At 74.1% G+C, this 13,475-nt stretch carries 11 protein-coding genes; 8 read left to right on the top strand and 3 right to left on the bottom strand.

The features are described 5' to 3' along the window. Positions 1–4 precede the first annotated feature (4 nt). Entirely contained in the window at positions 5–832 is an 828-nt protein-coding gene (locus tag GCL84_RS21190; RefSeq protein ID WP_156757254.1) for a M55 family metallopeptidase, read from the bottom strand. Between the two features lie 106 nt (positions 833–938). Between GCL84_RS21190 and GCL84_RS21185 the strand changes: the two genes are divergently transcribed. The 5 genes from GCL84_RS21185 (at position 939) to mptB (ending at position 8,074) form a co-directional block, all read left to right on the top strand. Then, positions 939–2,735 carry an ABC transporter substrate-binding protein gene (locus tag GCL84_RS21185; RefSeq protein ID WP_407924416.1) on the top strand — a complete coding sequence of 599 codons (1,797 nt, stop codon included), beginning with the start codon at positions 939–941 and terminating at the stop codon, positions 2,733–2,735. Next, positions 2,732–3,757 carry an ABC transporter permease gene (locus GCL84_RS21180; RefSeq protein ID WP_156757253.1) on the top strand — a complete coding sequence of 342 codons (1,026 nt, stop codon included), beginning with the start codon at positions 2,732–2,734 and terminating at the stop codon, positions 3,755–3,757. Before GCL84_RS21185 ends, GCL84_RS21180 begins: the two co-directional genes overlap by 4 nt. Next, complete coding sequence (locus tag GCL84_RS21175; protein WP_156757252.1) at positions 3,754–4,632, top strand: ABC transporter permease; 879 nt, start codon at positions 3,754–3,756, stop codon at positions 4,630–4,632. Before GCL84_RS21180 ends, GCL84_RS21175 begins: the two co-directional genes overlap by 4 nt. Continuing rightward, on the top strand, positions 4,632–6,248 hold the full coding sequence (locus tag GCL84_RS21170; protein WP_156757251.1) for a dipeptide ABC transporter ATP-binding protein: 1,617 nt from the start codon (positions 4,632–4,634) through the stop codon (positions 6,246–6,248). Before GCL84_RS21175 ends, GCL84_RS21170 begins: the two co-directional genes overlap by 1 nt. Positions 6,249–6,490: 242 nt before the next feature. Next, a complete protein-coding gene (mptB, locus tag GCL84_RS21165) occupies positions 6,491–8,074 on the top strand; it encodes a polyprenol phosphomannose-dependent alpha 1,6 mannosyltransferase MptB (protein ID WP_328618785.1) in 1,584 nt (527 codons plus the stop codon). A gap of 76 nt (positions 8,075–8,150) precedes the next feature. Here mptB and GCL84_RS21160 read toward each other — a convergent pair whose 3' ends face one another. Beyond that, complete coding sequence (locus tag GCL84_RS21160) at positions 8,151–9,095, bottom strand: S66 peptidase family protein (RefSeq protein WP_156757250.1); 945 nt, start codon at positions 9,093–9,095, stop codon at positions 8,151–8,153. Positions 9,096–9,100: 5 nt separating this feature from the next. Continuing rightward, positions 9,101–11,029, bottom strand: a complete 1,929-nt coding sequence (locus GCL84_RS21155; RefSeq protein WP_156757249.1) for an alpha/beta hydrolase family protein — start codon at positions 11,027–11,029, stop codon at positions 9,101–9,103. Between the two features lie 103 nt (positions 11,030–11,132). On the opposite strand from GCL84_RS21155, the gene GCL84_RS21150 reads away from it, so the two are divergent. The 3 genes from GCL84_RS21150 to GCL84_RS21140 all read left to right on the top strand — a co-directional run bounded on the left by GCL84_RS21150 (position 11,133) and on the right by GCL84_RS21140 (position 13,460). Beyond that, a complete protein-coding gene (locus tag GCL84_RS21150; protein WP_156757248.1) occupies positions 11,133–11,702 on the top strand; it encodes a DUF3090 domain-containing protein in 570 nt (189 codons plus the stop codon). A 4-nt stretch (positions 11,703–11,706) separates the two neighbouring features. Next, positions 11,707–12,504, top strand: a complete 798-nt coding sequence (locus GCL84_RS21145) for an SCO1664 family protein (RefSeq protein WP_156757247.1) — start codon at positions 11,707–11,709, stop codon at positions 12,502–12,504. Between the two features lie 503 nt (positions 12,505–13,007). Next, a complete protein-coding gene (locus GCL84_RS21140; RefSeq protein ID WP_156757246.1) occupies positions 13,008–13,460 on the top strand; it encodes a hypothetical protein in 453 nt (150 codons plus the stop codon). Positions 13,461–13,475 lie beyond the last annotated feature (15 nt).

Here is a 13,475-nt window from a genome sequence, read left to right as displayed (position 1 = left end):
TCCCTCAGCCGTAGATGCCGTCGATGGCGCCCGCGGCGATGGCCGTGACCACCTTGAACGCCGCCATCGCCGCGGTCATCGACTCCGCTGTGTAGCGCACCGTGCGCGGCGCCGCGAGTTCCACGGTCGGCACCAGCGCCGCCGCGGCCGCCAGGTGCGTGGCGTCGAAGTCGACCTCCACGGTGTGCGCGGCGGCGTCGCCGTGGCCGCGCCCGGCGTGGGTCATCGCGGCGCGGGCCGCGGCGGCGATCTCCGGGCCGGTCACCGCGGGCGGCTTGCAGACCGCGGCGTAGCGCGACACGCACTCCTTCACCGCGACCCGCCCGGCGCGCGGGGCGTACCCGCCCGCGTCGGCGCAGGTCAGGTCGTCGCCGGTGACCAGCAGCACCGGCACCCCGTGCTCGGCGGCCAGCGCGGCGTTCAACCGGCCCTCCGAGGCCGCGACCCCGTCCAGGCGCACCTCGGTGATCGAGTTCTCCAGGTAGGTGTGGGCCAGCACCCCCTCGGCCCCGGCCCCGGTGTGGTAGCCCAGGAACACCACCCCGTCGACCCCGGAGTCCACGCCCTGCATCATCGACAGCGGCTTGTGCCTGCCGGTGAGCATCCTGGCGCGCGGGTCGAGGTCCTCCAGCAGGGCGTTGCGCTGGGCCGAGTGGGCCTCGTTGACCAGCACGTCGGTGGCCCCGCCGTCGAACAGCCCGGCCACGCAGGCGTTGACGTCGGCGGTCAGCATCCGGCGGAACCGCTGCCACTGCTCGGTTTGCGGGACCACGTCGGCGGTGCAGGTGACGCCGGTCGCGCCCTCCATGTCCGCTGAGATGAGTATGCGCACCGCACCCACGTTACTTCTCGGCGACGCTCGTTGACTTCGGCGGTCGGCGAGTGGTTTCTTTCTTGCCAACTTCTCACACGAGTGGGCGGGAACCGAGGGGACCGAGGTGGGGCGCGTGCGCGGGAGACAGTGGGCGTTAGGAGCGGTGGCGCTGGTGGCGGCCGCGTCGGCGGGCATCGGCGCGGCGGGCCCGGCGGGCGCGCAGGAGCGGGGGGCGACCCTGCGGATCGCGGTGACCCAGGAGGTCGACTCGCTCAACCCGTTCCTGAGCTACACCCGGACCGGCACCGACATCCTGCGCACCGTGTTCGAGCAGCTCAACACCGCCTCGGCCGCGGACATGTCCCCCGAACCCGGCCTCGCCGAGCGGTGGGAGCCCGCCGAGGACAAGCTGACCTGGACCTACACCATCCGCCAGGGCGCGAACTGGAGCGACGGGCAGCCCATCACCGCCGAGGACGTGGCGTTCACGTTCGACCTCATGCTCACCGACGAGGTGGCCCGCACCGCCAACGGCAGCTACACCGCCAACTGGGAGTCGGTCACCGCCCCCGACGAGCGCACCGTGGTCGTCAAGACCAAGACCCCGCAGACCACCATGACCGCACTGGACATCCCCATCGTCCCCGAGCACGTGTGGGCCGGGGTCGACGTCGGCGCCGAACCGGCCTTCCCCATGGTCGGGTCCGGGCCGTTCGTCGTCACCGAGTTCAAGGAGTCGCAGTACACCCGGCTCAGGGCCAACAAGTCCTACTGGCGCGGCGCCCCGAAGGTCGAGGGCATCGACTTCGTCTACTACAAGAACTCCGACGCCGCGGTGCAGGCGCTGCGCAACGGCGAGGTCGACCTGGTCAACGGGCTGACCCCCACCCAGTTCGACGCGCTCGCCGGTGACGCCGACATCGAGCGCAACAACGCCAAGGGCAAGCGGTTCAACGAGCTGATCATGAACCCCGGGGCCGCCACCGCCGACGGGCAGCCCATCGGCGACGGCCACCCCGCCCTGGCCGACGCGCGGCTGCGGCGGGCCATCGCCCAGGCCATCGACACCAAGACCCTCGTCGACAAGGTCTCCGGCGGGTACGCCACCGAGGGCGGCGGCTACATCCCGCCCCTGTTCTCCACCTACGCCTGGACCCCGCCCGCCGACAAGGCCCGCCGCTTCGACCTCGCCGCGGCCAACACCGCCCTCGACGCCGCCGGGTACGCCAGGGGCGGCGACGGCGTGCGCGTCGACCCCGCCAGCGGCCGCCCGCTGGACCTGCGGATCATGCTGCACGCCTCGAAGACCTTCGACACCCAGTCCGCCCAGTACATCCAGGGCTGGCTGCGCGACATCGGCATCGCCACCAGCCTGCAGGCGGTGTCGGACAACGCCCTGAACGAGGCCACCACCGGCGGCGCGTTCGACCTGGTCTACTCCGGGTGGAACGGCAACCCCGACCCCGACTACATCCTGTCCCTGCAGACCTGCGCGGCGCGGCCCAACGCCGACGGCAAGGGCGCCACCCCCGACAGCTTCTTCTGCGACCCCGACTACGACCGGCTCTACGCCCAGCAGGCCGCCGAGTTCGACCCGGCCAAGCGCGCCGAGATCGTCAAGCGCATGCAGGAGGTCCTCTACGACCAGGCCCCCATGACGATCCTGACCTACGACAACGCCCTCGAGGCCTACCGCAAGGACCGGTTCGCCGAGTTCACCGTCTCCCCGCAGCCGGACGGGTTCATCATGAACCAGCAGTCCTACTGGGGCTACTACTCCGCCACCCCCCTGGCCGGGGGAGCCCCGTCGAACACCGGCACCGTCGTGGCCGTCGTCGCCGGGGCCGCGGTCCTGCTCGGCGGGGCGGTCGCGTTCGTCCTCACCCGCCGCCGCAAGGCCACCGCGGACGACCGCGAATGACCGACGCCCTCGCCCCCGCCGAGGCGGCCACCGAGCCCGCCGCCCCGGCCGGGGGCGGCGGGCTCGGCCGGTACCTGGCCGCCAAGGTCGGCGCCGCCCTGCTCAGCCTGGCGCTCATCGTCGTGCTCGGCTTCCTGCTGTTCCGGGCCCTGCTGCCCGGCGACGCGGTGCGCACCATGACCCGCGGCCGCCCCGTCTCCGCCGAGGGCCTGGCCGAGCTCGAACGCCAGTACGGGCTCGACCTGCCCCTGTGGCGGCAGTTCCTGCGCTACCTGGGCAACCTCGCCCAGGGCGACCTCGAGCAGTCCTACACCTTCCGCGTCCCGGTCATCCAGAAGATCGGCGAGCGCCTGGGCCCCACCCTGCTGCTCGTCGGCGTCGGCACCCTCATCGCCGTGGCCCTGGGCCTGTGGCTGGGCCAGCGCACCGCCTGGCGGCGCGACTCCCCGTTCGACCGCACCGCCACCGGCGTGGCCCTGGTGCTGTGGTCGGCCCCCACCTTCTGGGTCGGGCTGCTGCTGCTCTCGGCCACCTCCGGGCTGTTCCCCTCCGGCGGCATCACCTACCCCGACACCCCGCCCGGGTTCTGGCCCCAGGCCCTCGACACCGCCCACCACATGGTGCTGCCCACCCTGACCCTGGTCGCGGTCGTCTACGCCCAGTACCAACTGGTCATGCGCACCTCCCTGATCGAGGAGATGCACGCCGACCACCTGCTCACCGCCCGAGCCAAGGGCCTCACCGACGACCAGGTCCGCCGCCGCCACGCCGTGCCCAACGCCCTGCTGCCCACCGTCACCCTGGTGTTCCTGCACCTGGGCCTGGTCGTGTCCGGGGCCATCACCGTCGAGACCGTGTTCTCCTGGCCCGGCCTGGGCCTGCTCATCTCCGAGGCCCTGCGCGCCCCGGACTACCCGCTGCTGCAAGGGACGTTCCTGGTGCTCGCCGCCGCCGTGGTCGTGATGAACCTGATCGCCGACCTGCTCTACCGGGTCCTCGACCCCCGGGTGCGCGCCGCGTGAGCGCCACCTGGGCCCGCCGCCGCGCCGCCGCGGGCGCCGCCTGGTCGCAGTTCACCGCCCACCGCGCCGGGGTCTTCGGCCTGGGCGTGCTGGTGCTCATCGTCATGTTGGCGCTGGCCGCCCCGCTGCTCACCGGCGCCGACGCCGTCGACGTCACCAAGGCCACCGGCGAGCGCCTGCGCCCCCCGTCCGGGCAGTACTGGCTGGGCACCGACGAGAACGGGCGCTCGGTGGCCGCCCTGACCCTGTGGGGGGCGCGGATCTCCCTGCTCGTCGGCCTGTCCGCCGCCCTGCTGTCGCTGGCCATCGGCACCGTCGTCGGCGTGCTCACCGGCCACTTCGGCGGCTGGGGGTCGGCGGTGCTGATGCGGCTGACCGACTTCTTCCTCGTCCTGCCCTCGCTGGTGCTGGCCATCGCCCTGTCGACCGTGCTCGGCGCCGGGGCGGGCACCATCGTGCTCGCCATCGCCGTGACCTCCTGGCCCTCCGCGGCCCGGCTCGTGCGCGCCCAGACCCTGACCCTGGAGGCCCGCCCCTACATCGAGCGCGCCAAGGCCCTCGGCGGCGGGCACGGGCACATCATCGCCCGCCACGTGCTGCCCGGGGTGCTGCCGCTGGTGTTCGTCAACGCCACCCTCGCCGTGGGCACCGCCATCGTCGCCGAGTCCACCCTGGCCTTCCTCGGCCTCGGCGACCCCGTCGCGGTGTCCTGGGGCGGCATGCTGCGCACCGCGTCGACCTCCGGGGCGGTCACCGCCGGGGCCTGGTGGTACCTCGTCCCGCCCGGCCTGGCCATCGCCGTGGTCGTGCTCGCCTTCACCCTCTGCGGCCGCGCCGCGGAGTCCGTGCTCAACCCCCGGCTGCGGGAGCGCTGATGACCCTGCTCGAACTGCGCGACCTGCACGTGCGCTACCCCGACGGCGGCGACCGGGGCCACGCCGTGCGCGGGGTCGACCTCACCCTCGCCGCCGGGGAGACCCTGGGCCTGGCGGGGGAGTCCGGGTGCGGCAAGTCCACCCTGGCCCTGTCGGCGCTGCGGCTGCTGCCCCGCCAGGCCCAGGTGACCGGGCAGGTCCTGCTCGAGGGCGAGGACGTCGTCGACATGAGCTGGGGGCGGCTGCGCGCGGTGCGGTGGGCGCAGGCGTCGGTGGTGTTCCAGGGCGCCATGCACGCCCTCAACCCCGTGCACCGCGTGGGCGAGCAGATCGCCGAGCCCATCCGCGTGCACACCCCGACGACCCCCGCCGCGCACGTCGACGCCCGCGTCCGCGACCTGCTCGCCGCCGTGGAGCTGCCCGCCGACTCCGCCCGCGCCTACCCCCACCAGCTCTCCGGCGGGCAGAAGCAACGGGTCATGATCGCCATGGCGCTGGCCTGCGAACCCCGGCTGATCATCGCCGACGAGCCCACCACCGCCCTCGACGTCGTCGTCCAGGCCCAGGTCCTCGGCGTGCTCACCCGCCTGGTCCAGGACAACGGCATCGGCCTGGTCCTGATCAGCCACGACCTCGCCGTGCTCGCCGCCACCTGCTCCCGGATCGCGGTCATGCGCGAGGGCGTCGTGGTCGAGCAGGGCCCCGCCGACCAGGTCACCACCGCCCCCCGGCACCCCTACACGGCCAAGCTCGCCGCCGCGTTCCCCACCCTCGGCGACCCCGCCTCCCGCTACGCCCCCGCCACCGACACCGACCCGCCCCCCGCCGGGAACGACACCGTGGGGCCCACGCTGCTGTCCATCCGCGACCTGCGCGTCTCCCACGGGGCCACCCGCGCCGTCGACGGCGTCGACCTCGAGGTCCGCGCCGGGGAGATCGTCGCCCTCGTCGGCCAGTCCGGCTCCGGCAAGACCACCCTCGCCCGCGCCGTGCTCGGCCTGCACCGCCCCGACTCCGGTGAGATCGACTTCGACGGCGCCCCCGTCCCCGTCACCGCCAAGGCCCTCAAGGCCTACCGCCGCCAGGTCCAACTCGTCCTGCAGGACCCCACCAGCGCCCTCAACCCCCGCCACAGCGTCCGCGAGGCCGTCGCCGAGGGCCTGCGCATCCACCGCGTCCCCGCCGACGCGCGCGCCGAGGCCGACCTGGTCCGCGCCGCCCTGCACGACGCCGAGCTGCGCCCGGCCGAGCGCTACCTCGACGCCCTGCCCCACCAGCTCTCCGGCGGGCAGCGCCAGCGCGTGGTCATCGCCGGGGCGCTCGCCCTGGCCCCCCGGCTGCTCGTCGCCGACGAGCCCGTGGCCTCCCTCGACGCCTCCGCGCGCGGGGAGATCCTGGCCCTGCTGCTGCGCCTGCGCGCCCGCCTCGGCCTCGCCGCCCTGGTCATCACCCACGACCTCGGCCTCGCCTGGAACATCGCCGACCGGGTCGCGGTCATGCGCCGCGGGACCATCGTCGAGCAGGGCCCGGTCGAGCGCGTCCTGACCGACCCCGAGCACGACTACACCCGCGCCCTGCTCGCCGCCATCCCCGACCCGCACGCCACCCGGCCATGACCGACCGCCGTGACTCCCGCCGTGACTCCCGCCGTGACTCAGCGCACCCGACCACCCGGACGCCAGGGCGGGCAGTGACCCGGCACAACGCGCTGACCACGCCCTATCACCAACTGTGACCGGAAGCACGCGATCCGTACCCACCCGAACGGCCGTTGCACGCGAACGTGAACTGGGCCCTGTGTAACCTCTTCCCCTGACAGTCGCGCCGCCTCCCGGCACGACGCGCCCCCCGAACGCCCGTGCCCACAGTGGAAGAGTCCTTGGTCGCAGACAACGCACAGACGCCGCTCACCGCCCCCGACGCGCAGACGAACCAGTCGCCGCAGGAGCGGACGGGCCCGATGCCTGTGCGCACCATCGCGCTGGGAACGCTGGGCAGCGTGCTGCTGCTGCTCAGCGCCTTCGGCGCGGGCGGGGTGCTCGTCACCGACCCCGTCCTCGGCGACGGCCCGCTGTCCTGGCTGCGCTACGGCCACGGGAAGATGCTCGCCACCGGCGTCCTCTACATCGGGTTCGCCCTCGTGGTGTGGGCGTGGGTGCGCCTGGGCAGGCACGTGCTGGCCGGGCGCGTGGGCACCAAGCCGGTGCTCATCGCCGCCGCCGCCTGGATGGCCCCGCTGCTCATCTCGCCGCCGCTGTTCACCCGCGACGTGTTCTCCTACATCGCCCAGGGCACGCTGCCGCTGTTCGGCCAGGACCCCTACGTCGTCGGGCCCATCGTGCTCGACCAGCCCCACCTGCAGGACGTCGTGCAGAACGTGCACCCGTTCTGGCAGACCACCCCCGCCCCCTACGGGCCCATGTTCATCCTGCTGGCCAAGAGCATCGCCTGGATCACTGGCAGCAACATGATCGGCGGCGTCGTGCTCATGCGCGCCATGCTGCTGATCGGCCTGGGCCTGCTGCTGTGGGCGCTGCCCGGCCTCGTCCGCCACCTCGGCGGCAACCTGCCCACCGCCACCTGGCTGGCCATCGCGGGCCCGATGACCGTCGTGCACCTCGTCGGCGGCCCGCACAACGACCTGCTCATGGTCGGCTTCCTCGCCGCGGGCACCCTGTGCGTGCTCGACCGCAGACACGTCCTCGGCGTCCTGCTGGTCACCCTCGGCGTCGGGGTCAAGGCCACCGCCGCGATCGCCCTGCCGTTCCTGGTGTGGGTGTGGGCCGGGCACCTCAAGTCGACACCGACGAAGAACTTCGTCCGCGCCGGGGCCTGCGCCGTGGGCGTGTTCGTCGCCACCTTCGCCCTGGTCACCTTCGCCGCCGGGGTCAACCTCGGCTGGCTGCAGGCGCTACAGGCCCCCACGATGATCGTCAACTGGCTGTCCGTGCCGACCGCCGTCGGCGAGGCCGTGCACACCGTGGTCGACCTGTTCATCGACGCGAACAAGTCCTGGTTCGTCAACACCACCCGCGTGCTCGGCGCCCTGGCCTTCGTCGCCATCTTCGCCCGCCAGTGGTGGCAGTCCCGCGACGGCGGCTCCGACGCCGTCCGGCGCATGGCCTTCGTCCTGTTCGCCGTCGCCGTGCTCTCCCCGGCCACCCTGCCCTGGTACCTGACCTGGGGCTTCGTCATCGCCGCCGCCCTGCCCTGGCAGCGCAACCAACTGGCCATCCTGGTCTCCGCCGCGGTCTTCCTCGTCCTGACCTACTCGCCCGGCGGCGAGGACATGCTCTACAACTGGCCGTTCATCGCCTGCGCGATCGCCGTGTCCATCCTCGCGGGCTACTCGCTGCTGCGCGTCGACCCACTGGGCCTGTTCGCCGACCGCCGCGACTCCGAGGACCTCGTGGGCGTCGACGCGCCCACCGCCAAGGTCTAGGCGCACACCCCCGCTGATGGGACGGTCCCCACGGGGACCGTCCCATCATGTCTTCGCAGACCGCTCGCGCTGCCGGTCAGGACAGGGCGGGCCCGGTCAGGGTCAGGGTCGCGTCGTCGGCGTCGAGGACCGCCTCGGCGCCCAGGGGCACGGTCAGCGAGCCCGCGCAGTGGCCGAAGCCCAACTCCCACAGCACCGGCACCCCCAGCGCGCCGAGCAGGTCGGACATGACCGCCTTGACCTCCTCGAGCGGGCCGCAGTGCTCCCAGGAGCCCAGGGCGATGCCGGAGACACCGGTGAACCAGCCCGCCCGCTGCAGGTGGGTGAGCATCCCGTCGAGCCGGTACGGGGCCTCGGTCACGTCCTCGAGGACCAGGATCGACCCGTCCGGCGGGGGCGCCGCGTCGAGGGTGCCGACCTCGGCGGCCAGCAGGCTCAGGGTGCCGCCGACCAGGGTGCCGGTGGCGCGGCCGTGCCCGGAGCTGGTGGTGGCCGGGCCGATCAGGGTGGTGACCGACTCCGGGTCGAACAGGGTCGAGTGCAGGTGCTTGCGCGCCTCGTCGTCGAACAGCGCGGTCGAGACCATGGGGGCGAACAGGGTCACCACGTCCAGCGCCTGCCCGAACGCGGTGTGCAGGGCGGTGGCGTCGCTGCCGCCGACGAGGGCCTTGGGCCCGGCGTCGGCCATCGCGGGCCAGTCCAGCAGGTCGACCATGCGGTGGGCGCCGTAGCCGCCGCGGGCGCAGAACACCGCGCGCACCTCCGGGTGGCACCACGCCTCGACCAGGTCCGCGGCCCGGTCGGCGTCGCGCCCGGCCAAGTAGGGCAATGTGGGGTGGCGGTCCAGGACGTGGTCGCCGACCCGCACGGTCAACCCCCACGACTCCAGCACCCCCACCCCCTGGGCCACCTGCTCCTCGGTGACCGGGCCCGCCGGGGCGACCAAGGCGACCGTGTCGCCCTCGCGCAGCCGCCTGGGCCGGGCACGGCCGTCGGGGACCTGCGCCGGTCCCCGTGCCACGCCGATCACCGGGACAGCTCCAGGACCGGCACCCCGGGCGGGGTGAAGCCGAACACCTGGCCGTAGAACGACAACTCGGCCTCGTAGGCGGCCACGATCGTGGCGAACCGGCGGAAACCGTGCTGCTCGCCGTCGAAGCGCAGGTAGGCGTGCGCGATACCGGACCCGGCCAGGGCCGCGGCGAACCGGTCGGCCTGCTCGGGCGGGCAGATCCGGTCCTCGGCGCCCTGCATCAGCAGCACCGGCCCGGACAACCGGTCGACCTTGCCCATCGGCGACCGCTGCCGGTACCGGTCGGCGTGCTCGACGGGGTCGCCCACGAGGCCCTCGGTGTAGCGGGACTCGAAGTCGTGCACCTCACCACCGGCCGCGGTCCACCCGTGCAGGTCCAGGATCGGGAACTGCACCGTGCCGCAGGCGTAGGTGTCCACACCGACCAGCGACGCCGCCGCGGTCCACCCGCCGGCCGAGCCGCCGCGGATGGCCAGCCGGGCGGGGTCGGCGACCCCCTCGGCGGCCAGCGCGGCGGCCACGGTGGCGCAGTCGTCGACGTCGACGACACCCCACTGGCCGTTGAGGACCTCCCGGTAGGCGCGCCCGTACCCGGTGGACCCGCCGTAGTCGACGGCCACCACGCCGATGCCGCGGCTGGTGAAGTAGGCGAACCCCAGGTCCAGCGCCGACGAGCAGGCCCCGGTCGGGCCGCCGTGCACTTGGACCACGTACGGGGGCAGCTCCCCGTCGGGGGCGGCGAAGTCCGGGTTGGACGGGGCGTAGACGGTCGCGGGGATCGACCGGCCGCCCGGGCCGGGGAAGGCGCGCCGCACCGGCTCGGGCAGGTACGCCGGGTCGGGCAGGTGCTCGTCGTCCTCGCCTGCCAGCGTGGCCAGCTCACCCGTGGACAGGTCCAGGCGCACCACGGACTGGCCCTGCCGGGGCCCGGAGCCCACGGCGAGCACGACCCCGTCGGTGCCGGTGTCCGGGTCCGACCACAGCGGCACGTCGGTCTCGACGTCGGTGACGGTGCCCGAGCGCTCGTCGAGCACGGCCAGCCCGCCCGCGCGCACCACGGCGAACCGGCCGCGGCCCAGCACACCGAACCAGCGGCGGCCGAGCTGCCACATCGGACCGCCGATCTCGTGCTCCCCGGGGGCCAGCGCGGTGACCGTGCCGTCGAGGGACACCCGGTGCAGGTTCCACCAGCCGTCCGGGTCGGTCAGGGCCAGCAGCGCGTCCGGGCCCTCCCACTCGACCTGGCACACCGCCTCGCCGGGGCCCCCGGCGACGACCTTGTGCGGGCCGAGCGCGCCGTCGGGCAGCACGTGCGCCACGCACAGCTCGGTGCCGTCCCAGGGCATCGCGGGGTGGTCCCAGCCCAGCCAGGCGGCGAACCTGCCGTCGGGGCTGGGCTTGGGGGTGGTCATGAAGTGGTGCGAGGCGCCCAGCACCCGCACGCCGGAGCCGTCCAGCGCGATCGCCACCAGGTCGCGCGCGACCCGAACCGGGTCCTCGCCCACGGCGCTCTCGCGCACCGCCCACACCTCGCCGTCGTCGCGGCCGGGCCCGAGGTCGCCGTAGCGGACCCCCTGCGGGCGCTCCGGTCGCGGGGTCAGCGGGACGGGCTCGCCGTCGAGCAGGTACACCCGCTGGTCGTCCCAGTTGGTGAACACCGCCCGCCCGCCGACCACGGTGTAGGGCTGCCCCCCGTACTCGTGGACCCGGTTGCGGACGTTCCACCCCGGACCGAGCAGCTCCTCCGGCCCGCCCGCGCCGTGGCGCACGAGGGTCGAGCGGCCGCCCTCCTCGGGTTTGGCCAGGGTCCACCACACCTGCTCGCCGAAGCGGCGCACCCAGTTCGGGCTGGTCCCGGGCCTGGCCACGGCAGCAGCGGCGACCGGGGACACCCAGGACCCGTATGACACGATCTTCACCACACGGGGACCCTACCGAGTGCCGCGGGCGCGACCGATACGGTTACCCAAACGGGGAGGGCACGATCTGCTCGGACCAGCGGCGTGCACTAAGTTCGGAGGTGTCATGGCCCGGGTCATCCACGTGTTCCGCCAACCCGACCGCTTCATCGCGGGCACCGTCGGGGAGCCAGGCGACCGCGTCTTCTTCCTGCAGGCCGTGGAGAGCGCGCGCACGGTGAGCGTGGCCATCGAGAAGCAGCAGGTCGCGGTGCTCGCCGAGCGCATCGGCTCGCTGCTGGAGGAGGTCGGCCGCCGTTTCGGCGCCGAGGTCGGCGACGCGCAGGAGGCGGTCGAGCTGCTCGACGCCGAGCCGCTGCAGGTGCCGGTCGAGGAGGAGTTCCGGGTCGGCACGATGGGCCTGGGCTGGGACGCGGAGTCCGCGGCGGTGGTCATCGAGCTGCTGGCGGTCACTGAGGAGGAGATCGACGAGTCGGTCGTGCTCGACGACACCGACGAGGGCCCGGACGCGGTGCGGGTGTTCCTGACCCCGCAGGAGGCGCGGGCCTTCGCCGAGCGCGCCGACCGGGTGGTCAACGCCGGGCGCAAGCCGTGCCCGCTGTGCGCCGAGCCGCTGGACCCCGCCGGGCACGTGTGCCCGAGGCAGAACGGGTACCGCCGCAGCGAAGAGGACTGAGGGTTTGCTGCCCACCGACCCCGACGCGGGGCAGTTCCTGCTGCGCGGAACCCTGGAGATCGAGGGCAGGCTGGTCGACGCGTCCAACGCGACCCTGCTCTGCGGCATCGAGGCCGACGGGGTCAGCGCCCGGTGCGTGTACAAGCCGGTGCGCGGCGAACGCCCGCTGTGGGACTTCCCCGACGGCACCCTCGCGGGCCGCGAGGTGGGCGCCTACCTGGTGGCCGAGGCCGCGGGCCTGCCGCTGATCCCGCCCACGGTGCTGCGCGACGGCCCGTTCGGGCCCGGGATGGCGCAACTGTGGGTCGACACCGACACCGACGACCCGGGCGTGGTCGACGTGGTCGCCCCCCGGGACCTGCCCGAGGGGTGGAAGCCCATCCTGCGCGCCCAGGACAGCGAGGGCGCCCCCGCCGTGCTGGCGCACTCGCCGCTGCCCGCGATCGCCCACCTGTGCGCGCTCGACGTGGTCATCAACAACGCCGACCGCAAGGGCGGCCACATCCTGCGCGGCGTCGACGGCAACGTCTACGGCGTCGACCACGGCATCTGCCTGCACCGCGAGCACAAGCTGCGCACCGTGCTGTGGGGGTGGGCGGGCGAACCGCTGCCCGACGAGGTCCTCGACGCCCTGGCCCGCCTGCGCGCCGAGCTGTCCGGGCCGTTGGCCCAGACCCTGGCCGAGCACATCACCGGCGCGGAGGTCAAGGCGCTGCGCTCCCGGGTCTCGCGCCTGCTCAACACCCCGGTCTACCCGTCCCCGGACGAGTCGCACTACCCGATCCCGTGGCCTGCGTTCTAGGTCGACTGAGGGGGCCTCTGGCGTCGCACGGGGCTCAGGGGGTTGTCAGGCGCTGTGCGGGCGGGTGCCGCCGGGGGAGTGGGACCAGCCCGCGAACCCGCGTCGCTCCCGGAGTGTGACAGCGGCGCCGACCGGGTCCAGGACCGTGCTCATCGCGCCGAGGCCGGGCAGCTCGAAGGGGTCGACGACGGGCCAGGCACCAGGCGATGTGCTCGGGCGTGCGCGGCGGGTAGACGGGGTTGGCCAGGTCGCTGAGGCTGCCGACCGGGTGTCCGGCGCTGGTCAGGACCGCCGTGGCGCGCAGGGGCCCCGGCTCGGCGAGGTGGTGGGTTTTGAGGTCGAGCCAGCAGAACGCTCCGGGGTCGCGTGGGTGCGTGGGGCGCGTGGGCCGGCTTCGGGGCAGTTGACGGGCAGACCGGGGCCGCGGTGCGGGGGTGGGCGCCCGGGTTGGTTGACTGTGCGTGGTCGACCGGTGACAGGCCGGTTCTGGGGATGGGGGCGACATGCGTCGTGTTCTGGTGATCGTGGCCGCCGTGCTGGCGGCGGGGGTGTCCGCGGTGGTCCCGGCGTCGGCGGCGCCCGCGGCGTCGGTGTGCTCGGTGGACGGGGGCGACCCGGACGGCTTCACCGGCAAGCGCACCCGGGCGTCGGCGGTGGCGGTGGACGCGGGGCGGACGGTGGCGGTGGACCTGCGGTCGGCGCTGGACTCGGCGGGGCAGCAGTTCGCGTGGGCGAGGATCAGCGCGCCGGGCGGGTTGCTCGCGGGCGACGCGGTGTGGGTGGAGATCACCACCGACAGCGGGGCCACGTGGGCGGTGTGCGGGGCGACCTCGGCCGCGGCGGGGGTGGCGCAGGTGTGGACGCCCGGCTTCGCGACGTCGCAGGCGGCGTCGGTGCGGATGGTCGGGGTGGTCGAGACCGCGGCGGGGGTGGTGGCGCGCACACCGACCTGGTGACCCGCCGTCGCGTGC

The sequence above is a fragment of the Actinokineospora pegani genome (genome assembly GCF_009745975.1).
Lineage (GTDB): Bacteria > Actinomycetota > Actinomycetes > Mycobacteriales > Pseudonocardiaceae > Actinokineospora > Actinokineospora pegani.
Note: the sequence above shows the minus strand (reverse complement) of the source record. Positions and strands in the feature narration are given on the sequence as shown.